The organism is Xenorhabdus sp. KK7.4 (assembly GCF_963876465.1).
GTDB classification, from domain to species: domain Bacteria; phylum Pseudomonadota; class Gammaproteobacteria; order Enterobacterales; family Enterobacteriaceae; genus Xenorhabdus; species Xenorhabdus stockiae.
This window is the reverse complement of the sequence record NZ_CAWNQF010000078.1, coordinates 165,482-191,081: the sequence shown is the minus strand read 5'-3', so window position 1 is coordinate 191,081 and position 25,600 is coordinate 165,482. Positions and strand designations below refer to the sequence as shown.

At 48.2% G+C, this 25,600-nt stretch carries 4 protein-coding genes (1 of these 4 only partly in view); 3 read left to right on the top strand and 1 reads right to left on the bottom strand.

Annotated features, from left to right (window positions below):
* The first annotated feature begins 98 nt into the window (after positions 1-98).
* Positions 99-479, top strand: coding sequence for a hypothetical protein (locus AACS90_RS13450; RefSeq protein WP_099108241.1), 381 nt, complete (start codon positions 99-101; stop codon positions 477-479).
* Between the two features lie 96 nt (positions 480-575).
* Positions 576-1,313: a cyclase family protein gene (locus tag AACS90_RS13445; RefSeq protein ID WP_099120573.1), complete on the top strand. Its 738-nt coding sequence runs from the start codon at positions 576-578 to the stop codon at positions 1,311-1,313.
* Positions 1,314-1,394: 81 nt separating this feature from the next.
* On the opposite strand, the gene AACS90_RS13440 is transcribed toward AACS90_RS13445, so the two are convergent.
* The gene (locus AACS90_RS13440) at positions 1,395-3,401 is read right to left on the bottom strand and encodes an autotransporter outer membrane beta-barrel domain-containing protein (protein WP_099120572.1); all 2,007 of its coding nucleotides are present in this window, start codon (positions 3,399-3,401) and stop codon (positions 1,395-1,397) included.
* A gap of 833 nt (positions 3,402-4,234) precedes the next feature.
* Between AACS90_RS13440 and AACS90_RS13435 the strand changes: the two genes are divergently transcribed.
* On the top strand, positions 4,235-25,600 hold the 5' portion of the coding sequence (locus tag AACS90_RS13435) for a non-ribosomal peptide synthetase (RefSeq protein ID WP_099120571.1). It continues 1,524 nt past the right edge of the window; the window shows 21,366 of its 22,890 coding nt (coding positions 1-21,366); its start codon is at positions 4,235-4,237; the stop codon falls past the right edge of the window.

Here is a 25,600-nt window from a genome sequence, read left to right as displayed (position 1 = left end):
AACGCAAAGATGATAATAACGGCTGTTTCTTGCAAGAAGAATACGGAAGAACAATCAAATTTTATTATTATTTAAAATAATATATTCAATGGAATGATATGAAAAAATTTCTCACTTTTACGATGTTATTTATCCCAGCGATAGGTATCGCTTCGACAAATGAAAATTTAGATTACTGCGCTACGACAGAATCGTGGGCAGCTTATCAGGTTATAAACGCCGCAGTCAGAAAAAATAACCAACTGGATAAGCATCAGGCAAATTCAATATTAATTAACAGACACCTTCTGGAAAAAAATAAGTTACCGATAACTTATTCAGCCTGGGGCGAACTTTATTCCCAGACAATAGAAGTTACCATTCCTTATATTGACAAGAATAAATCACCGGTGATTATTATTGCTTCATCGATTATTTCTGAAGAGGAATGTTCTTTTTCCGATCCCACCTATGTTGATATCACCCCAAAAAGTTATTAATATCCACTAACAAACGAGTCTCGGTGGCTGCCCCAGTCACCGACGATTGAATATATCACCTGTCATCCTCAAAAAATTAAAAAAGATGAGGTTTTTATGACGAATAATATTTTACAGGCACTCACTTTATTAAAATCTAAAAAATGGGTCGATCTGACTCACAGCTTTGATCAACATTCTCCTCATTTCTCTATGTTTCCCCCTGCTCAAATAAAAACATTATTTAGTTATCAGGATGGCTTTTTCACCCAACAATTTACTTTTGTCGGGCAATATAGTACGCATATTGATGCTCCCTGCCATTTTATTCCTGATGGACGTTTCCTGAATGGAATTGAATTAAAAGAACTGGTATTACCATTAATAGTTATTGACCAATCAGAACGGGCAGAACAAGAGCCTGAATTTTCGTTGTCAAAAGAAGATATTCTCTGTTTTGAAGCCGAGTATGGCATTATTGAAGCCGATACTTTTGTTGCATTAAGAACAGACTGGAGTAAACGCTGGCCTTCTCAGGCGAAAATGGAAAATAAAGACATTAATGGAAATAATCAGACACCCGGCTGGGGATTAGATGCTCTAAAATTCCTGTTTGAGGAAAGGAAAATAAAAGCCATCGGGCACGAAACATTTGATACTGACTCCTCGAAAGATGCCAGAAATAATAATATCTTCCTCGGCGAGCATTACGTTTTAGCACAGGATACGTATCAAATAGAAATCATGAAAAATTTAGACAAGGTTCCTACTCGTGGTGCGATTATTTTTAATATTGTCGCTAAACCAGAAAAGGCAACAGGGTTCCCGGTACGTTCATTTGCGATAATCCCGTAAGTTACAATAGGTAGTTCAAGCATAACTGACAAAAGAATGCACTAAGCTTGAACTACTTTCCTGACAAAAACTATTTAATGCTTAGAACAATACCTTAAACCCTGCTGTTGTATGTATCGGAGTTTCGATTTTATTGCCATGAAGGTAATTTACCTCAGCGTAAACAGAGATATTTTTATTCACATTAGTATTTATACCCAAACCATATTTACCGGTATTACCGGAGTAATTATTATCAAAAGTCACTTTGTTAATATTGACTTTATTGCTGCCATTAAATTCATGGGAAACAGCCAACTTAGCATATGGCATAATCTCCATACTACCTAATGTCAGATGAGTACCAAAACGTGCACCGGCTTCACTTTGTAAGCTATTTGTTCCGTGAATGTCAGTCTGCATACCATTACTGAGTGTATAATCAGCACTGCTGATGTGAGAATAACTGACTCTTACATAGGGATCAAAAGTAACACGTTGAGATATTGGCAAGGTATAGCCCGTTTCCAATGAAGTCGTGAAAGCCCCCTGATTATAATCAGCCCGTCCGATATCACCGCTATTCATTCTGGCTCTAATTTGGTTTTTCAGACGATTACCTTTCAACACTGCATCAAAATACAAACCTGATTGATCCAGATAGGTCGCATACAGACCACTACTGTAACTCTCAACATCGCCATTACCACCGATATTGAATTTAACATTAGATTTACTGTATGACGTGAAGGCACCTGCTAATAATTTACCTCTTCCCAGCTCAAATTGCTTACCTACCCCGATTTGCAACCCATGCATGGTATTTTTAAATGCGGCATAGTGATGAGTATTCAGGCGGCTATTATCGCTAAGATGGCGTACCCAAACCTCCATTTCACCATCATTGCTACGCAAATTGCCCTGCCGCTGGTGTAAAGTATTTAACTCAGTGTTCAGAATATGTTGTGAAGAAGCAGACATGCTCATTATATTTCGGGCACTGGAACTAAAACCAATTGGAACAAGTGTACTCTTATTATCAGTCTTAGTCGGCTTAGTCATTTCTACCGGATCTTGTTTTGGTTCCTGAAGCAGCTCTTTTTTCTCATTTACCAGATACCATTCCGTATGTTCGCCATCTTTTTTACTCTCTAACCGATAACGATACTTATGAATACCAATATCTACGATGCCTTCTTTGTTCAGTAAATCAAACTGAGCATCACCTGCATTGATATAAACAAGACGGATATTTTCTGGGTGAACAATTTCCCGCCCCCTATCTTGGACTAGGATGCCAAAATTACCAGACGCATGGCCTGTCACATAAATCAGATCACCAATATTATCAGCAAGGCTGGTAGATAATTCAAAATTACCGGTACCCGATAAGTTATTTATCTCCAATTTATTATATTGTGCCCCTGACTCATACCCATCCATTATTATTTTACTATCTGGCAGCATTTCGAGATTATGGATCTGCGTCACTAAATATGGCCCTGGTTTTTCAGGGAATGGGGCATCGCCATCTTCTCCATCATCTTCATTCCATGATGGAGTAATCACTACGACTCCAGCTAATTTTAAGTTTTCAATTGAAACATTAGCTGCTGGCACGGGAGTATTTACCTTCACGTTGACAAAATTATCATCAACATTATCAATTGTTAACTCTGCACCTTTAGCAATATAAAGTCTTCCTCTTGATATAGAGTGTGCTTCCATATCAAGTTCACCACCAGTGTTAATAGTTGTATCCTGAATTATCGGCTTCCCTTGACTTTTTCCTTTACGTTTTAACATAAATATTGATGAACCTTTATTAACAATAGAGTTAATCGCTGTTCCTGCATCCTCTATTCTTAAAGTTGAATTTTGATTCAAAGTTATATTTTTTATTTTTTTATCATCACGCAAAAAAATTATGGATTCATTGAATACAGTATCTGAAGGGATGTTATCAATAAAATAGGTTAGCTCATTATTTGCACTAAAAGGATCAAAGCTTCTATCATCAAAAACACCAGAGTTCGAGTCAGCAATAGCGTAACCTGACACACTGAAAACAAACGCAGATATAACTAAAGACAAATAGGTTTTTTTCACTCTACAACCTCTATATTACATTCTCTTTCTTTAGCACTCGATACAACTGACATAAAAAGTGCCGTAACTTAATAATGTTACATTATTTTTATTTTACCCATTCATCATTAATCAACTATTCCCACGCCATATTCACTTAATAAAAAACACGGAACATACATTAATTATCTCGATGATTTATTTAAACAATTCAATTAGAAATAATCTAGCATCATCCACGATAGCATTAACAATAAAACAGAAAATCAATATTTATAACCATCAAAATAACAATTTTTATAATTTCATAATGGGATAATCAATATAAATGGCCCATCATCAAATTTAATAACGCCTGTATTTACGAATAGTTCATCAGTAATTTTAATACTGCCTATCAAAAAATAGATAAGCCTTACCCCTTTTAGAAAGGGGATTAAAAAAATAAAGTATCTACCTTATAAAGGTTATCTGTTCAATTTCCTTCCCGAGAAACTGTATCGAATAAAAAGTATTTAACATTTGACTCATTATTAGTCTAACAAGCAGGAGTTAAGTAATGTTTATGTCGTGCTCTCGTCTCAATAACGAAAATCAGCCTGCATATGAGGTAAATTACGTATTCCTATCTTCTGACTGCAAATTTTCGATCAACTCTCTACAGCAGATTATCTGGTTTGGCTCAAATCCTCCATCCCATCCCCATTCTACAGCCCCAGTTTAATTGCCCTCGCTCAGAGAGTATTGAAAGAAGTTTAACTATAACACATTAATTTTTATTCATTATTTTGGGTTAAATAAATCATATTCAATCATTAGGCTAATCAATAAGCCTAACAAGCAGGAGTTAAGTAATGCCTATGTCGTGCAATCGTATCAATAACGAAGCCCAGCCTTCATATGAGAATACTTCTGAATCTTCCTCTTGCACATTCTCACTCAGTTCTCCACAACAGGTTGTCTGGCTTGATCAAATCCTTCGCCCTGATAATACCTGTTACAATATCGGTTCAGTGATTCTCATTGAGGGAGAATTAGATGAAGCGCTGTTAATTCAGGCTTTTAAAAATGTTATTGAGCGTCATGATGCACTCCGTTTACGATTGATTGATACGCAAGAATTACCCCTGCAAAAAATTGATAATACTTTACCTGTTTCCGTAACAGTGGATGATTTTTCCGGGCATGCCAACCCAGAAGAGCTGGCTGAACAGCATTTCCGCACAACCTTTTTACGCCCGTACGATTTAAATAATGAGTTATTCCGTTTTGAGCTGTTCCGGCTGGGTAATAAACGCTGGAACTGGCAGTTCTTCTGTCACCATCTTATCGGGGATGGAACCACTTTGGGGCTGATTACTGAAGAAATAGCCAACACTTACAGCCAATTGGCCAGAGGTGAAACAATCACTGAAAGCGCCCCCTCTTATATCGACTTTGTGGATGAAGACATCGCCTATCTGAATTCAAAACGCTATATACAGGATCTGCAATTCTGGCTGGAACGCTATGAAAATTTTCCCCCTGCATTACTCAAACCATCAAATCCAGATAAAGCCACAAAACACCAGCCCCCTGAGCCTTTAATTTATCAATTTGACCGAACGCTTTTTCAGCGTATCGAAGAGCTGGTTGCGGCAAACGGGTTATCCGTGCTGCATTTTATGTATGCCATTCTGGCCTGTTATTTTTTCAGGACAACGCATTTTTCACGTACTGACAGCACAGAGGAAATTGTTTTTGGCATCCCCGTACATAACCGTAAAAACATCAAACAAAAACGTATGGTCGGGATGTTTACCTCAGTGATCCCCGTTGGTATTACCGTGGATCCACATGATTCTTTTCTTGATGTTATGAGAAAAGTAGCAACCGAGTTGCGACGTTGTTATAAGCGCCAACGCTTACCGATTGCAGAGTTAAACCGACACTTACAAACCCGTCAGAAAACAGGCCAGAATCAGTTGTTCGATATCATACTGTCATATGAGAAGATCGAAATGAATGCCAGCCTGCCGGAGGCTTCTCTCACATGTGTCAAAATGCAGCGCGGCAACCCGTTTCCTCTGATTGTTGCAATCCATCATTATGCCTTTACAACGAACAGCGAAGATATCCGAAAACCGGTAACACTGGAGTTTAATTACTCTCCCGATTACCTGAGTCAGACTGAGGTTACAGCACTTCAATCCCGTTTAGTTACCCTGGTAGAAGCCGCGATCTCTGCTCCGGAAACCCTGACCCGATACTTGCCGGTGCTGTCGCCGGCTGAACAGCAAAAAATATTGGTGGATTTTAATGCCACTCAGCAGAACTTTACGCAACATGTCTTAATTCATCAGCTTTTTGAAACTCAGGCAGAGCTGTTCCCCGATACCATTGCCGTCGAGTTTAACGGGCAAAAATTGAGTTATGACGAACTCAATCGCCGGGCCAATCGTCTGGCTCATTATCTGATTGCACGGGGTGTAAGGCCAGATAAACGAGTCGCGATTTGTATTGAGCGCAGTCTGGAGATGGTTGTAGGTTTACTGGCTATTCTGAAAGCGGGCGGAGCCTATGTGCCACTCGATCCAGCTTACCCTAGCGAAAGACTGGCCTATATGCTGGAAGATTCAGAGCCAGTGCTCATACTGACCCGGACAACACTGGCTGACAAACTGACCAGCTCCGTACCAACAATTCTGCTGGATAATATACTCGACACCGATCCTTCATTTCTGGCAGAACAACCGGCTGACAATCCGGATGCACAGGCATTAGGGCTAATGCCACACCATCTGGCCTATATTATTTATACCTCCGGTTCAACCGGTCTTCCCAAAGGCGTGATGGTTGAACACACCAATATCACTCGCCTGCTGGCGGCGACACAAGCGCGATTCCGGTTTAATAACAACGATGTCTGGACGCTGTTCCACTCTTTTGCTTTCGATTTTTCAGTGTGGGAATTGTGGGGAGCGCTGGCTTACGGGGGCAAACTCATCGTTGTTCCACTTGAATGTGCCCGCTCACCCCAGATGTTCTATGAGCTGCTTTGCCGGAAGCAAGTCACTATTCTGAACCAGACTCCAAGTGCCTTCCGTCAGTTAATTGCGGCTCAGGATATGATGCCGCATGAGCAGCACACACTGCGCTGCATTATATTCGGCGGCGAAGCATTAGAGTTGCACACCCTCGCCCCGTGGGTTGACCGCAATCCTACTGAACAGACCCGTCTGATAAATATGTATGGCATCACGGAAATTACCGTACATGCGACCTATCGTGAACTGACGGAAGCGGATATCCACGCAAGGCATGGCAGCCTGATTGGGCAGCCTCTGGAGGATTTACGCATCTATATCCTTGATGCTTATGGTCAGCCTGTTCCAATAGGCGTTGCAGGCGAACTCTATATTTCAGGTGCTGGCGTTGCCCGGGGTTATCTGAACCGCCCTGAGCTGACTACCGAACGTTTCCTGCCCAATCCGTTCTCCGGTAATCCGGATGATCGCATGTATAAAACCGGGGATGTAGGGCGCTGGTTGCCCGATGGTAATATTGAATATCTTGGCCGCAATGATTTTCAGTACAAAATACGGGGCTTCCGCATTGAGCTGGGGGAAATTGAAGCCAGACTTAAGCAATGCCACGGTGTACGTGAGGCCGTGGTTCTCCTTCGTGAAGACGAACCAGAAAATAAGCGTCTAATCGCCTACTTACTGCCGCAGAATGGTGTTGAACTGGTTCCGGCGGTTCTGCGCCGCCAGCTGGCAGAACATCTGACGGAATATATGCTACCCAGTGCATTTGTGGTACTTACCGCTTTTCCTCTCACCCCGAATGGCAAACTGGATCGCCGTGCCTTGCCGTTACCTGAACAATCGGCGGTAGTCACGCATGAATATGAACCACCACAAGGAAGAGTAGAAACGGCTTTAGCGCAAATCTGGCAGAATTTATTAGGATTAGAACAGGTTGGTCGCCATGACCATTTCTTTGAATTGGGTGGTGACTCCCTGCTGGCTGTCCAACTGGCGGCCCGTATACGCCGGATCATGGGGCGAGAACTTCCTCTGCAACAGATTTTTAGCCGACCTGTCCTGATGGAGTTGGCTCAGATTATTACTGAAGCAGCGGTATCCACTCAGGCCGTTATTCCTTCGGCTGATCGCAGCCAGCCACTACCGCTGTCCTTTGCCCAGCAGCGCTTATGGTTCCTGAACCAGCTCGATTCGGCTGCCAGCCGGGCCTACCATATTCCGGTAGCACTGTGCCTGACAGGTCGGCTTAACCATCATGTCCTGACCAGTACACTCAATCATCTGGTTGCCCGCCATGAAAGCCTGCGCACTCGGTTTATACTGGTTGAAGGCCAGCCTTACCAGCATATTGATCCTGCTGATACCGGCTTTACCTTGTCCTGCCATGAGTTACGCAACTTAGATCCGGCGCTACACACTGAACGAATTGAAGAGATTACAGCACTTGAAGCTCAGACGACCTTTGATTTTATCCACGGGCCACTTGTTCGTGGTCATCTGCTGCAACTGACCGATGAAGAGCACCTGTTACTGATCACTCTGCATCATATAATCACTGATGGCTGGTCTATCGGTGTATTCATGCGTGAATTGGATATTATCTATCATGCATTGCTTAACAATCATGATATTTCTTTGTCACCCTTATCCATTCAATACGCCGACTATGCTGTCTGGCAACGTGAATGGTTACAGGAAAACATCTTCACGGCCCAACAAAATTTCTGGCGTATACAACTTGAGAATGCACCGGCACTACTGTCACTCCCGACAGATCGGCCACGTCCGGCAATCCAGTCCTACATTGGCAGTCAGGTTCCTTTCCATCTTGATAACACGGTGCTGGCATCACTTCAGGCACTCGGAAAACGCCACGATACCACTCTTTTTATGACGCTTCTGGCTGGCTGGAGTATCGTGCTGTCCCGGCTGAGTGGTCAGGATGATATCGTAATCGGCACCCCCATCGCCAATCGATCACTCTCTGAGCTTGAAGGATTGATGGGATTTTTTGTTAATACACTGGCTCTGCGGATCAAACTCAATAATCATTTCTCTGTCGCTGACCTGTTAGCTCAGGTGCGGGAGCAGGCACTGGCTGCTTACGATCATCAGGATCTGCCTTTTGAACAAGTCGTTGAAGCCTTACAGCCTGAACGTAGTCTCAGCTATAGCCCCATCTTTCAGGTCATGCTGGCGCTGGATAATACGCCGGTTCAGGATCAGACATCGCATGAATTGCAAATCACCCGGTTTGAGCAGGCGGGTCATAGTGCCCACTTCGATTTAATGCTGTTACTGGCCGAAAGTGATACAGGTCTGACTGGTGGACTGGAATATGCCGCTGATCTGTTTGATGCCACTACCGTTGAACGCATGGTGGGTTATCTCATCAATGTACTGACAGCAATGGCAGAGGATGAAACACAGGCCATTACGCACCTGCCTATGCTGTCCGCGGCAGAACGACAGCAATTGCTGGTGGATTTCAACGCCACTCAAGACACTTTTTCAGAAATAAACAGTCCACAATCCGCCCTAATCCATGAGCTGTTTGAACAACAGGTGACACAGACTCCGGCTGCTATCGCTGTCGTTTTCGAACAACAAACCCTGAGCTATGACGCACTTAATCGTCATGCCAACCAACTGGCTCATTATCTGGTTAAGCGGGGAATAAAACCGGATGATCGAATTGCCATTTGCGTCGAGCGCAGCCCCGAAATGATTGTGGGCTTACTGGCTATCCTGAAAGCGGGCGGAGCTTATGTCCCTCTCGATCCGGCTTACCCTGCCGAACGGCTGGCTTATATGCTGGAAGACTCAGCCCCGACAGCCATTCTGACTCAGACAACACTGGCTGGCACGCTACACAGCTCTATACCAATTGTTCTGCTCGACAATATATTCGATATCAGCTCCTCCTCTCTGGCAGAACTGCCCGATCACAACCTTGACGCACAGTCACTGGAGCTGACTTCACGCCATCTGGCCTATGTCATCTACACTTCTGGTTCAACCGGTCTGCCGAAAGGTGTGGCAATCGAGCACCGTAATGCCGTCAATCTCCTGAACTGGGCGCGGAAAACATTCAGCCAACAAGAGCTGGCACACACCCTTTTTTCCACGTCACTGAATTTTGATCTATCTGTATACGAATGTTTTACGCCTCTGATTTCTGGCGGTACGGTGCATCTTGTCCCTGATGTGTTATCGCTGATCAATACAAGGTCTATCACTACAAAACAGAACCTCAGCCTGATCAATACCGTGCCCTCGGCTATCCCGCAGCTGATTGAAGCCAATGCGATACCTGCAAATATCGCAACCATCAATCTAGGCGGTGAGGCGCTGAAACCACATATAGTTAAACAGTTATTTGCACACACTAATATCCGGCATATATACGATCTGTATGGCCCTTCAGAAACGACCGTTTATTCAACGTGGACACGCATGGATCGGACAACGGGTTTTCACAGCCATATCGGACGCCCGATCGCCAATACCCGGATTTACATCCTTGATTCATCAGCTCAGCTTGTCCCCATGGGTACTGTCGGTGAAATTCACATTGCCGGAGCGGGTGTAGCGCGGGGATATCTGAATCGTCCTGAACTGACGATGGAACGTTTCCCCGCCGATCCTTTCTCCTCAGAACCCGATGCCCGCATGTACAAAACCGGAGATCTCGGTCGCTGGCTGCCTGATGGTAATATCGAATACCTCGGACGTAATGATTTTCAGGTCAAAATTCGCGGCTTCCGCATTGAACTGGGGGAAATTGAAGCACAGCTGATGCAGTGTCACGGTGTGAGTGAAGCCGTGGTTATCGCCCGTGAAGATACTTTTAATCAACAGGCTATTGAGGAAAAAACAGGTGAACAGAAACGGCTGATCGCCTATTTACGTCCACAGGAGGGTGTTGAACTCTCCCCTGCAGAACTGCGCCAGCAACTCGCTCAACACCTTGCTGAATATATGTTGCCCAGTGCTTTTGTTGTGTTGGAAACCTTCCCGTTAACCCCTAACGGAAAACTTGATCGTCAGGCACTGCCTGAACCTGATGTTTCGACAGTGATAACCCGCAGTTATCAGGCTCCCATAGGGGAGAAAGAAACCGCACTGGCACGCATCTGGCAGGAGCTGCTGGGATTAGAGCAGGTCAGCCGCCATGACCACTTCTTTGAACTCGGCGGTCATTCGCTGATGATTGTCAGCCTGATTGAACGACTGTACAAATTTGGCTGGAAACTGGATGTTCGCAGTGTGTTCTCAGCGCCTGTCCTGATGATAATGGCTCAGGCGATTGAGGGAGATGCCGATACTTTTGTTGTTCCGCCTAACCTTATCCCGGATGGTTGCACCTCTATTACACCGGATATGCTGCCGCTGGTTTCACTTTCACAGGCCGAAATTGATGCGATTGTCGAAGTTACTCCCGGCGGAGCCAGCAATATACAGGATATCTATCCACTGGCACCGTTACAGGAAGGCGTTCTGTTTCACCACCTATTACAGGAACAGGGTGATATTTATTTGCTCCATTGTATGCTCGCTTTCAATACCCGCGCATACCTTGATGATTTCCTGTCCGGTTTTCAGTATGTTATCGACCGCCACGATATTCTGCGTACAGCCGCCTGCTGGCAGGGGCTGGTCAAACCGGTTCAGGTGGTCTGGCGTCAGGCACGGCTGACGATCAATGAGTTCATTCCGTCCACAACAGATGATATTCCCGCTCAGCTCAGAGCGCTCAATAATCCGCGTGAACACCGTCTTAAGCTAAACCATGCACCACTATTTTTGGTAGATATCGCTTATGATCCGGTTCAGGATAACTGGCTGCTGGCACTGCACTTTCATCATATGACCGCTGATCATATGACACTGGAGCTGATTTTCGACGAAATTGCCCTGATACAGCTTATCCAGAAACAACAAGAACAACCTGAAACATTACCTGCTGCTCAGCCTTATCGTAACTTTATCGCTCAGACGTTAAACGTACCAACATCGGTACACGAGACCTATTTCCGTGAACAACTTGCTGATATTGACACGCCCACCGCACCTTTTGGTGTGCTCTCCCTATCGGATGATGAACCTGTTGCTGAAGCGCGCCTCACTTTCGATCCGGTTCTGGCGGAGAATATCCGCCATCAGGCCCGTCGTCTGGGCGTCAGCCCGGGAGTACTGTTTCATGTCGCCTGGGCACAGGTACTGGCACAAACCAGCGATTGTAATGATGTTGTATTCGGCTCAGTGCTATTAGGCCGATTGCAGAGTGGCAAAGGAACAGCCCGAACACTGGGTATGTTTATCAATACCCTGCCGGTACGGGTTTCCCTGACAGACCAGAGTGTGCTGGATACCGTACAGGCTACCTATCGCAATCTGACTACCTTACTCGAGCACGAACAGGCACCGCTGGCACTGGCACAGCAATGCAGCGGCATGGCGCAACCAATGCCACTGTTTAGTACTCTACTTAATTATCGCCATACCCGGCTCAATGAAGCTGATATTTTTGAGATGCCCCAGCTGGGTATGCGTATTCTCACGGCGGAGGAGCGGACAAATTACCCAATCACCCTATCCGTGGATGATACGGGAGCAGGGTTCCGTCTGACAGCTCTGGCGGGAGCAGGCATTGATCCGGCACGCATTACCACTTATCTGGAAACTGCCCTTCGTGGCTTGACTGAGTCACTGGCTCGCAATCCGCAGCAACTGATTCAGGAGTTGTCCATCCTGCCCGCCACAGAGCGACAACAAATACTGGTGGATTTTAACTTAGCTCAAACAACCTTATCGCCAACAGAAGGTGCCCAGCCGGGTTTAATCCACCAATTATTTGAAGAGCAAGCCGCACATCGCCCCGACACCATCGCTATAGTGTTTGAAGGTAATTCCTTTAGCTATGGCGAACTAAATCAACGTGCTAACTATCTGGCGCATCATCTGATTGCGCAAGGTGTACGCCCCGATGATCGTGTCGCGATTTGCGTTGAGCGCAGCCCTCTGCTGATTATTGGCTTGCTCGCCATTCTTAAGGCCGGAGGCGCATATTTACCCCTTGATCCGGCTTATCCGACGGAAAGATTGCAGTATATGCTTAGGGATGCTGCTCCCGTCGCCATACTGACTCATACCGCTCATGCGGATAAATTGTCGGAAAACCACATTCTGACTGTATTATTGGATGAACAGGAAACCGTCCTGCCAACACAACAGCTCGATAACCCCACGGTTCACCTGACATCAAAAAATCTGGCCTATGTGATTTACACCTCCGGCTCAACCGGACAACCCAAAGGAGTCATGGTTGAGCATCGTAGTGTGCTCCACCTTATTATCAATAACAGTTTTGTGGATATCGGCCCTGATGACTGTGTTGCTCATTGTGCCAATATTGCGTTTGACGCCTCAACATGGGAAATATGGTCAGCCCTGCTGAATGGCGGATGTTTACATATCATTCCCCAGACTGTATTGCTGGATCCGGTGCGTTTCAGTCATTCACTCATCGAAGGAAAAGTGACCGCGCTTTGGCTGACTGTCGGTCTGTTCAATGCCTACTTTGATATTCTTATGCCGATGTTCGGGCAGCTACGTTACCTGCTGGTCGGTGGTGATGTTCTCGACCCCGGTAAGATCCGGCAGGTATTCTCGTCTGAATCTCAGCCTGCCTATCTGATTAACGGCTATGGCCCGACGGAAACCACCACGTTTGCAGCCACCTATGTAATAACATCCCCCATTGATATCACTCGCTCTATTCCTATCGGCCGCCCATTAACCGATACGCAAATCTATATTCTTGATCCCAAAGGGATGCCTGTTCCTGTTGGTGTTGCCGGCGAAATTTATATTGCCGGAGCCGGTGTTGCCCGTGGTTATTTAAATCTGCCTGAGCTGACTACTGAACGTTTTCTTGAGTGTCCTTTCTCCTCAGCGCCTGATGCGCGCATGTATAAAACAGGGGATCTGGGGCGCTGGCTGTCTGATGGTAATATCGAATACCTCGGACGCAACGATTTTCAGGTCAAAATCCGTGGCTTCCGCATTGAACTGGGGGAAATTGAAGCACAGTTGATGCAGTGTGACGGTGTGCGTGAAGCTGTCGTAATTGCCCGTGAAGACGAATCAAAGCAAAAACAGTTGGTCGCTTATTTGCAGCCACACAATGGCCTATCGTTAATACCCGCTGAACTACGTCATCAACTCTCACAACACCTTGCTGACTATATGCTGCCCAGCGCTTTTGTCATGCTGGAAACTTTCCCGCTGACATCCAATGGTAAACTGGATCGTCAGGCGCTTCCGGTACCTGATCTGACAGCAATAGTGACACGTGGTTATGAAGCACCGATCAGTGAAACGGAAACTGCACTGGCTCAGATTTGGCAAAAATTACTCGGCGTGCAGCAGGTCGGGCGTTATGACCATTTCTTTGAACTGGGGGGACATTCCCTGCTGGCGGTTCAGTTTGTCGCATACGTTCGTCAGGAACTGGCAAAAAACCTGTCATTAAAACAACTCTTTGACCAGCCAGTTCTGGCTGAGTTGGCACAACTGCTCACTGAAACTACAACTACCAGCCAAATCGAGATCCCTGTTGCTGACAGAAACCAGCCACTGCCACTCTCTTTTGCACAACAACGGTTATGGTTCCTGACACAAATCGATCAGGCCGCCAGTCTGGCCTATCATATTCCCGTTGCATTACATCTCAGCGGGCAACTCCATCACCACGCACTGAATCAGGCACTGAATAATCTGGTGGCTCGACAAGAAAGCCTGCGCACCCGCTTTATCTCTGTAGCAGGTTATCCCTGCCAATACATTGATCAGGCTGATACCGGTTTCGCACTGTCTTACCATGACCTGCGCCCGTTAGCCGCTGAAGAACGAACTAACCGTATTACTGAATTGACCGCTCTTGAAACCCGGACACCATTTGATTTCACACAGGGGCCATTGATTCGTGGTCACTTGCTGGAACTGGCTGATGAAGAACATATCTTTCTGCTCACCCAACACCATATGATTTCCGATGGCTGGTCTGTCGGTGTGCTAATGCGTGAGCTGAGCGTTCTCTATCATGCGGCTCTTGAAAATCAGGCCAACCCGTTACTGCCATTATCTATTCAGTATGCCGATTATGCCGTCTGGCAACGTGGCTGGTTGCAGGAATCGGCTCTGACTGCACAACGTGATTTCTGGTCTTCCCGGCTTAAAGATGCTCCGGCTTTATTAACTCTGCCGACTGACAGACCCCGCCCGACGGTGCAGTCGTTCGTCGGCGGTCGGGTTCCTGTTTATTTTGATGCCGAACTACTGGCTTCACTGAAGAAACTGGGGCAGCGCCATAACAATACCCTGTTTATGACCCTGCTGGCGGCATGGAGTATTGTCCTCGCCCGGCTGAGTGGGCAGGATGATATTGTCATCGGTACACCGGTTGCCAACCGACCTCACCATACACTGGAAGGATTAATCGGCTTTTTTGTCAATACATTAGCCCTGCGTACCAGAATAAGCGATTCCGACAGTGTTGCTGACCTGCTGGTTCAAATCCGTGAACAGATGCTGGATGACTATGCCAATCAGGATCTGCCTTTTGAACAGGTGGTGGAAGCGTTACAGCCGGAACGTGATCTCAGTTACAGCCCGATATTTCAGGTGATGCTGGCTTTAAACAACACCCCTGCTCAGGCATTAAACCTGCCCGATATCCGCTGTACGCTAATAGAACAGACACACCCCAGCGCGCATTTTGATTTAACCCTGTCTCTGACCGAAAACGAAAATGGTCTGGCAGGTGAACTGACTTATACCGCAGATTTGTTCGATTCCGCAACCATTGAGCGCATGACTGGCTATTTAGTCAATGTGCTCACAGCAATGGTCACTGATGATACGCAATGTATTGCCACTCTGCCTATGCTACCCGCATCGGAGCGGCATCAATTACTGGTAGATTTCAATGCTATCCGGAGTGATTCACCACAGCCCGGCTTCACACCAGATGCACTTATCCACCAGCTGTTTGAAACTCAGGTATCGCAGTGCCCTGATGCTATTGCCGTGGTTTATGAAAACCAGACGCTGAGTTATCACGAACTGAACCAGCGAGCCAATCAGCTGGCTCATCATTTACTGGCGCTGGGAGTACGTCCGGATGATCGGGTTGCCCTTTGTGCTGAACGCAGCCCGGAGATGGTCATCGGTCTGATTGCCACACTGAAAGCCGGTGGCGCATATGTGCCCCTCGATCCGGCTTATCCGGCGGAACGGCTTAACTTTATGCTGGAAGATGCCGCTCCGGTTGTTTTGCTAACCACCACTGAGTTGGCAGACCAGCTGACCAGTACATTACCGACTATTTTACTCAATCACCCTGAACAGTTTCCGACAACACAACGAACGGATAACCCGGATGCTCAGGTATTGGGGCTGACACCCCATCATCTGGCTTACGTTATTTATACCTCCGGTTCAACGGGTCAGCCAAAAGGCGTGATGGTTGAGCATCATAGCCTGTGTAATCTGGTAACCACCCAACAAAATGTCCTTGCCCTCACGCCTGCGAGTCGGGTTCTGCAATTTGCTTCCGGCAGTTTTGATGCCTCTGTCTGGGAATGCGCTATGGCGCTACTGACGGGAGCCAGCCTCTATCTGGCAAAACGTGCCGATCTTCTACCCGGTGCGATCCTGTCAGATTATCTGGAAACCCACGCTATCAGCCATGTACTCCTGTCACCTACTGCGCTGACGGCAATGGATTCTCTGCCCGATACCCTTCAGACATTACTGGTCGGCGGGGAGGCCTGTCCAGCGGGTTTAGTCAAACGCTGGTCAGCGGGACGGCAGATGCTCAATGCCTACGGGCCGACGGAAATTACCGTTTGTGCAACGCTTTATCCGTGTGATAGTCAGGAAAACACACCGCCGCCGATTGGTCGTCCCATTACCAATACACAGGTTTATATTCTTGACGCCAATGCTCAGCCTGTTCCTGTGGGGGTCACCGGAGAGATTTATATCGCTGGTGCTGGCGTTGCCCGTGGTTATCTGAACCAACCTGAACTAACAGCCGAACGTTTCCTGCTCGATCTATTTTCTTCTGAGCCAAATGCTCGTATGTACAAAACGGGGGATCTGGGTCGCTGGCGTTCTGACGGCAATATCGAATATCTCGGTCGCAATGATTTTCAGGTCAAATTACGCGGTTTTCGTATCGAACTGGGGGAAATTGAAGCCAGACTGGTACAGTGTCACGGTGTACGCGAAGCCGTAGTTCTGATCCGGGAAGATGAACCAGATCAGAAACGGCTGGTTGCCTACCTGAAACCGGAAGAAGGTACTGAACTGGTTCCGGCTGAACTACGTCAGCAACTGGCTCAGCACCTCGCTGACTATATGCTTCCCAGCGCTTTTATTATCCTTGATACATTCCCGCTGACGCCCAATGGCAAACTGGATCGTCAGGCACTGCCTGCGCCTGATCTGTCCGCTCTGGCAATACAGGGCTATAAAGCCCCCGTTGGCGAAATAGAAATAACGCTGGCTCAAATCTGGCAACAACTACTAGGTCTGGAACAGGTCAGCCGTTATGACAACTTCTTTGCGCTGGGCGGGCATTCACTGCTGATTGTCAGTCTGATTGCAGAACTGCATAACCACGGCTGGCGGCTTGATGTCCGCAATGTGTTCGCTACGCCTGTGCTTACCGATATGGCACAAGCCGCTCAGCGTGATGCAGAGTTTTTTGTCGTCCCACCTAACCTTATTCCAAATGGCTGTCAGGCTATTACACCGGATATGTTGCCGCTGGTTTCACTGTCCCAGTCAGAGATTGACGCTATTACTGCCAGTGTTTCTGACGGAGCGGGTAATGTGCAGGATATCTATCCGCTGGCACCGTTACAGGAAGGCATTCTGTTCCATCATCTGTTACAGACACAGGGTGACGACTATTTATTACATACCCTTATTGCCTTTGATACCCGAACTCACCTTGATAGTTTCCTGAGCGCCATGCAGCAGGTAATCGACCGTCACGATATTCTACGCACCTCGGTTTACTGGCAGGATCTGGCACAGCCCGTTCAGGTAGTATGGCGTCAGGCACCGTTATGTATCAAAGAATTTACGCCAGAAACAGAAGACGATATATCGGCCCAATTACGCACTCACACCGATCCGAGCTGGCACCGCATTGACCTGACTCGTGCACCCCTGTTCACGGCTGATATTGCACACGATACGGCACAAAATGAGTGGTTACTGGCACTGCGTTTCCATCATCTGGTCAGTGACCATATGACACTCGATCTGATCTTCGCCGAAATTGTCCGGATACGGCAGGGAAATACAGATGCACTGCCTGTTTCAGTGCCCTATCGCAATTTTATCGCCCAAACGCTGAATGTACCGGTTTCAGTACACGAAGATTATTTCCGCGAGCAACTGGCAGATATTGACGAACCTACGGCACCCTTTAATGTGCTTAAAATGCCGAAGATCAGCGCATTACCTGATCATCGGCAATTGCGGGATAGCAGCAATCCCGTCGCCAAAGCCCGTATTTTACTGGATAACGATCTGGCAAACACTATCCGTTCTCAGGCACGTCGTCTGGGCGTCACTCCCGGCGTCCTGTTCCATGTTGCCTGGGCACAAGTACTGGTACACACCAGCGGTCGTGATGATGTGGTTTTTGGCTCCGTGCTGCTGGGTCGTTTGCAGGGTATCACCGGGGCAGAGCAAATGCTGGGAATGTTTGTTAATACTCTGCCAATCCGCATTTCTCTGGCCGGTCGTCGTGTGCAGGAAACCGTGCTGGACACCTATCACCGCCTGACCGCGCTATTAGAACACGAGCAGGCTCCGCTGGCACTGGCACAACAGTGCAGTGGTGTGGCACAGCCGATGCCGTTGTTCGGTGCCTTACTGAATTATCGCCATAGTCAGATGACTCAGGCTGAAATGGATACCATCTGGGCGGGTATGCGTGTGGTCGCAGCGGAAGAGCGAACTAACTACCCCATTACCCTGTCCGTGGATGACTTAGGTGACGGTTTTCAGCTCACAGCGCTGACTGTGACTGAAATTTCACCTGATCAGGTCACAAGCTATCTGATAACTGCGATTCAAGGGCTGGTTGAAGCTTTAATTGATCATCCTCAGCAACCGATTCTGGATATTCCGATTTTATCGGGATCAGAGCGGCAACGGCTGTTGGTGGAGTTTAATGCTCCTGAAACGCAAAGCGCATTCCCGGAAAATGCGCTAATTCACCAGTTAGTCGAAATTCAGGCATTACAGCGTCCTGATGCTATTGCCATCACCTATGAAAATCAGACGCTGAGCTATCGTGAACTGAATCAGCGAGCCAATCGTCTGGCACATCACCTGCTGACACTCGGCATACGCCCGGATGATCGGGTCGCTATTTGTATTGAACGCTGTCCGGAAATGGTTATTGGGTTGCTGGCCATTCTCAAAGCCGGTGGCGCTTATCTGCCACTTGATCCTAACTATCCGGCTGAGCGGCTTAACTTTATGCTTGAGGATGCTTCCCCGGTTGCCTTACTGACACAGGCTCAGTGGCATGAAAAACTGAACAGCGCCTTACCTGTTATCTTGCTGGACGATGAGTCAGACAGTTCCGTATCGTTCCCAACGCGTAACCCTGACATTCCGGCTTCAGGGCTGACATCACGCCATCTGGCCTATGTTATTTATACCTCCGGTTCAACCGGTCAGCCGAAAGGTGTCATGGTTGAACACTGGAATGTCATTTCCCTGCTTATCAATAACGGCTTTGCTGATATCGGGCCGGATGACTGCATTGCCCATTGTGCCAACGTCTCATTTGATGCGGCGACATGGGAGGTTTGGGCTGCGCTGACACATGGCGCACGACTTCTGCTAATCCCAGAAAAAGTACTGTTACAACCTGACCAATTCGCGCAATCTCTGTCAGCAGAGAAAGTCAGTGCACTATTCCTGACTACGGCACTGTTTAATCAGTATGTCAGCCTGATTGCTCCTGCGTTATCGGGTCTGCGTTACCTCCTGTTCGGCGGTGAGCAGGCCAACGCCCATACCGCCATTCGTTTCCGGGCGGAATATCCTGTGCAGCATTTGCTGCATGCCTATGGGCCAACAGAAGCCACAACGATTGCTACTGTTTATGAAATACCGCTCATGCCAGAAAAAGCCGGTGAAGGTGAAATCAAAATTCCGATTGGTCGCCCTATCGGTAACCGGAGAATCTATATTCTGGACAAACAGGCTCAACCTGTTCCTGTCGGAGTTTCCGGTGAGATCTATATCGCCGGTGCAGGCATTGCCCGTGGTTATCTGAATCGCCCGGAACTGAACGCAGAGCGTTTTCTGCCCGATCCGTTCTCTTCAGAACCTGATGCACGTATGTACAAGTCCGGGGATTTGGGGCGCTGGTTGCCGGACGGTAATATCGAATACCTCGGTCGCAATGACTTTCAGGTCAAACTGCGAGGCTTTCGTATCGAACTGGGGGAAATCGAAGCCAGACTGGTACAGTGCGATGGGGTACGTGAGGCGGTAGTTCTGATACGGGAGGACGAACCTAATCAGAAGCGGATGGTAGCCTATCTGCGACCAGAGGAAGACACTGAACTCGAGCCAGCAGAACTACGTCGCCAGCTTGCTCAGCATCTTACTGATTATATGCTGCCCGGTGCGTTTATTATGCTGGAAACTTTCCCGCTGACCCCTAATGGCAAATTAGATCGTCAGGCACTTCCTGCACCGGATTCATCGGCAGTAGCAACCCGTGACTATGCAGCGCCTGTCGGTGAAACGGAAATCGCATTAGCCCGGATCTGGCAGGATCTGCTGGGACTGGAGCAAGTCGGGCGCTATGACCATTTCTTTGAACTGGGCGGGCATTCGCTGCTGGCAATTCAGCTTACAGCCCGTGTCCGTCAGGTACTGAAGCGGGAATTACCGTTGCAACAGCTATTTGATCAGCCACGTCTGATGGATTTAGCACAGGTTCTGACTGATGTTGCAGCAATCTCTCAAATGACAATACCGGTCACTGACCGCAGCCAGCCGCTGCCGCTTTCCTTTGCTCAACAGAGACTATGGTTTTTAGACCGACTCGATCCGGCTGCCAGTCTGGCTTACCATATTCCACTGGTATTGCGTCTGAGCGGAGAACTCAGTCACCATGCCCTGCGCCAAACATTCGACAATCTGGTCGCCCGACATGAGATCCTGCGTACCCGTTTTGTACTGGTGGCAGGCCAGCCCCGCCAGCAAATTGCAACGGCTGACAGCAGATTTGCGCTGTCTTATCAGGATCTGCGCACATTAACTGCCGATGAACAAACCCAGCGAATTACAGAAATTGCTACCACCGAAACCGGAATACCGTTTGATTTTACTCAGGGTTCACTGATCCGTGGTCAATTACTGCAACTGGCTGATGATGAACATGTATTACTGATCACCCAGCACCATATTATTTCCGATGGCTGGTCTGTCGGTGTGCTAATACGTGAGCTGAGCATTCTCTATCGGGCTGCTCTTGAAAATCAGGAAAACCCGTTACTACCCCTGCCCATTCAGTATGCCGATTATGCGGTCTGGCAGCGTGACAATCTGCATGAAGCCGCGCTTAACAGACAACGGGAGTTCTGGTGTCACCAGCTCTGCGATACGCCTGCTTTGCTGACACTTCCGACAGACCGGCCTCGTCCCGTATCACAAACTTTTACCGGAGGAAGAGTTCCCGTTCATTTTAATGCGGAATTACTGGCTTCGCTGAAAACACTCGGACAACGCCATAACAACACCCTGTTTATGACCCTGCTGACAGCATGGAGTATCGTGCTGGCGCGGCTGAGCGGGCAGGATGATATTGTCATCGGTACACCGGTTGCCAACCGTCAGCATCGCGAACTGGAAGAGCTGATCGGCTTCTTTGTGAATACGCTGGCCCTGCGTGTCAGGCTGAATGGTTCTGCCAGTGTGGCCGATTTGTTCAGACAGATTCGGGAACAGACTCTGGCGGCCTATGCCAATCAGGATCTGCCCTTTGAGCAGGTAGTGGAAGCGTTACAACCTGAGCGTAGCCTGAGTTACAGCCCGATATTTCAGGTTATGCTGGCGTTAAATAACACACCAGCACAGACACTGACATTACCGGATTTACAATTAACGGTGATGGAACCGATACACCACAGTGCCCACTTCGATTTAACCCTGTCATTAACCGAAACCGATGCAGGTCTGACAGGCGAACTGACCTATGCCAGTGCGTTATTTGATGCAGCAACCATTGAACGTATGGTGGGTTATCTCACCAATGTACTGAACGCAATGGTGGCAGATGAATCACAACTGGCTGCTACTGTGCCTATATTGTCGCAATCAGAACGGCAACAATTGCTGATGGATTTCAATGCGCATCAGGCTGATTTCCCCGATAATGCGTTGCTCCACCAGCTGTTTGAGGCTCAGGCAGAGCAATATCCTGATGCAGTTGCCGTGGTATTTGAAGGGCAGACACTCAGCTATGGTGAACTCAACCAACGTGCCAATTATCTGGCACATCAGCTGATTACGCAGGGTGTACGTCCGGATGATCGGGTAGCAATTTGTGTCGAACGGAGTCTGGAAATGGTGGTCGGTCTGCTGGCTATCCTCAAGGCCGGAGGAGCCTATATCCCGCTTGACCCGGCTTATCCTGCCGAACGACTGGCCTATATGCTGGAGGATTCAAATCCGGTGGTCATAGTGACTCAGGCAACACTGGCCGAAAAACTCACCAGTCCCCTGCCTGTAGTTATGTTGGATAATGTTATGCAGGATAATTTATTATCCGGTGGCTTATTACCCGATCATGAACAGTTCGGGAACCCGGATGTACAAAAATCAGCACTGAACCCCCATCATCTGGCGTATGTGATTTATACCTCCGGCTCTACCGGTAAACCCAAAGGCGTGATGGTTGAACACGCCAATGTTACCCGCCTGCTGGCAGCGACACAGGCGCGGTTCCGGTTTGATAACAACGATGTCTGGACGCTGTTTCACTCCTTTGCTTTCGACTTCTCAGTCTGGGAATTGTGGGGAGCGCTGGCTTACGGCGGCAAGCTGGTGGTGATCCCGACTGAATGTGCCCGTTCACCACAGATGTTCTATGAGCTACTGTGTCGTGAACAGGTCACTATCCTGAACCAGACACCCAGCGCCTTCCGCCAGCTGATTGCAGCTCAGAATATGACTCAGCACGACCTGCCACCACACATGCTGCGCTGCATTATCTTTGGCGGTGAAGCGTTAGAGCTGCATACCCTCGCTCCGTGGATTGAACGCAATCCGACTAAACAGACCCGTCTGGTGAATATGTATGGCATCACGGAAATTACCGTACATGCGACCTATCGTGAACTGACGGAAGCGGATATCCACGCAAGGCGTGGCAGCCTGATTGGGCAGCCTCTGGAGGATTTACGCATCTATATCCTTGATGCCTATGGTCAGCCTGTACCACTGGGCGTTGCAGGCGAACTCTATATTGCAGGAGCAGGGGTTGCCCGTGGCTATCTGAACCGCCCTGAGCTGACCGCAGAGCGTTTCCTGTCTGATCCCTTCTCCGGTAAACCCGATACACGCATGTATAAAACCGGTGATTTAGGGCGCTGGCTACCTGATGGCAATATCGAATATCTCGGCCGTAATGATTTTCAGGTCAAAATACGCGGTTTCCGCATTGAACTGGGGGAAATTGAAGCCAGACTTGAACAGTGTGCCGGAGTCCGTGAAGCTGTCGTGATCGCCCGTGAAGACGGAACACATCAAAAACAGCTGGTGGCCTATCTGCTGCCACAGCCTGATGCCATACTGAATCCGACAGAATTGCGTCAGCAACTGGCACAACACCTTGCCGACTATATGCTGCCCAGTGCATTTGTCACACTGGATGCTTTCCCGTTGACAGCAAATGGAAAACTCGACCAGCGGGCATTACCTGCCCCTGATTCATCAGCCGTGGTATCACATCGCTATGTGTCGCCAATGGGTGAAACAGAAATCGCACTGGCACAAATCTGGCAACGCCTGTTAAAACTGGAGCGTGTTGGTCGTCACGACCATTTCTTTGAATTAGGCGGGCATTCCCTGATGATTGTCAGCCTGATCGAGGAGTTACGTCTCATCGGCTGGCAACTGGATGTGCGCAGCGTATTTATTTCTCCTGTCCTTGCCGATATGGCACAGACTATTCAGCGTGATACTGACGATACATTTATCGTGCCGCCTAACGGCATTCCTGAAAATTGTCAGCTGATCACACCAGACATGCTGCCTTTGGTTGCGCTGTCCCAGACAGAAATAGATGCCATTGTCGCTACCGTGCCCGGCGGCGCTGCCAATGTACAGGATATCTATCCGTTGTCACCGTTGCAGGAAGGGATCCTGTTCCACCATCTGTTACAGATACAGGGTGACAATTATCTGCTGCAAAGCCTGCTCGCTTTTGACTCCCGCGAACGTCTTGATGCGTTTCTGTCCGCACTGCAACAGGTTATCGATCGCCATGATATTCTGCGAACAGCGGCATACTGGCAGGATTTAGTTCAGCCGGTTCAGGTTGTCTGGCGTCAGGCGTCTCTGAGTATCAATATGTTCACGCCAGCCACTGAAATCGATATTGTTACCCAACTCAGAGCGCATACCGATCCACGCCGATACCGTATCAATCTGGATCGTGCACCGCTGTTTACCGCAGATATTGCTCACGATCCGGAACACAATGAATGGCTGATGGCACTGCGCTTCCATCATCTGGTCAGTGATCATATGACGCTGGAGCTGATTTTTGCAGAGATTGCGCTGTTCCTGACAGGAAATACGAAAATACTGCCTGCTGTTCTGCCCTATCGCAACTTTATCGCCCGGACACTGCACGTGCCGGAACCGGAACACGGGGCTTATTTCCGCAGCCGACTTGCTGATATCGACGAGCCAACCGCGCCGTTTGGTATCCTGAAAGTTCAGACCGACGGCGAAACTGTGGCTGAATCCAGTCTCACTATTGCCCCAGAACTGGCAGCGGCGATCCGCACTCAGGCGCGACATCTGGGAGTCAGTCCGAGTGTCCTGTTCCATGTGGCATGGGCGCAGGTACTGGCAAAAACCAGTGGTCGTGATGATGTGGTTTTCGGTTCCGTCCTGTTGGGACGGCTTCAGGGAGGTGCAGGAGCCGAGCAGGTATTAGGGATGTTTATCAACACCCTGCCAATGCGGGTTTCTGTCGGTGATTGCACCGTTCAGGAAGCGGTTAAGGATACCTTCCACAATTTAATGCTGCTGCTGGAGCATGAGCAGGCACCTCTGGTTCTGGCACAACAATGCAGCGGTGTACCGCAGTCAATGCCGTTGTTCAGCACCCTGCTGAATTATCGCCATAGTCAGACGGCTGAATCGGTTGACACTGTCTGGACGGGCATTCGCATTCTGACCGCAGAAGAGCGTACCAACTACCCAGTCACGTTGTCAGTGGACGATTTAGGCACCGGATTCAGGCTAATTTCACAAACAATAACCGGCATTGACCCGGACAGAATAGCCGCTTATCTGGTAACTGCAATTAATGGCCTGATTGATGCGCTGACACATAACCCACAACATCTGCTGCGGGATATCTCAATCCTGCCAACAACAGAACGCAAGCAGTTGCTGACCGATTTCAATGCTAATCAGGTGGAATTCCCACACAACATCCTGATACACCAGTTGTTTGAGGAACAATCAGCCCGTGCGCCTGACGCCACTGCCATTATATTTGCGGAACAAACACTGAGTTATAACGAGCTGAACTGTCGTGCTAATCAGCTGGCTCATTATCTGATTAAGCAGGGAGTGCAACCGGATGATCGGATAGCCGTCTGTCTCGAACGCGGCCCGGAGCTGATTATCAGCCTGCTCGCTATTCTCAAGGCTGGCGGGGGTTATGTCCCACTGGACCCTGCTTACCCGGCAGAACGACTGACCTACATGCTGGAAAATTCATCCCCGCAGATCCTGCTGACTCAGGCAGCACAAGCGGAAAAATTGTTCCTCTCTACATCGGTGATAACTGTTCCGGTTATGGAACTGGACACTCAGGCATCGTTACTGGCGGAA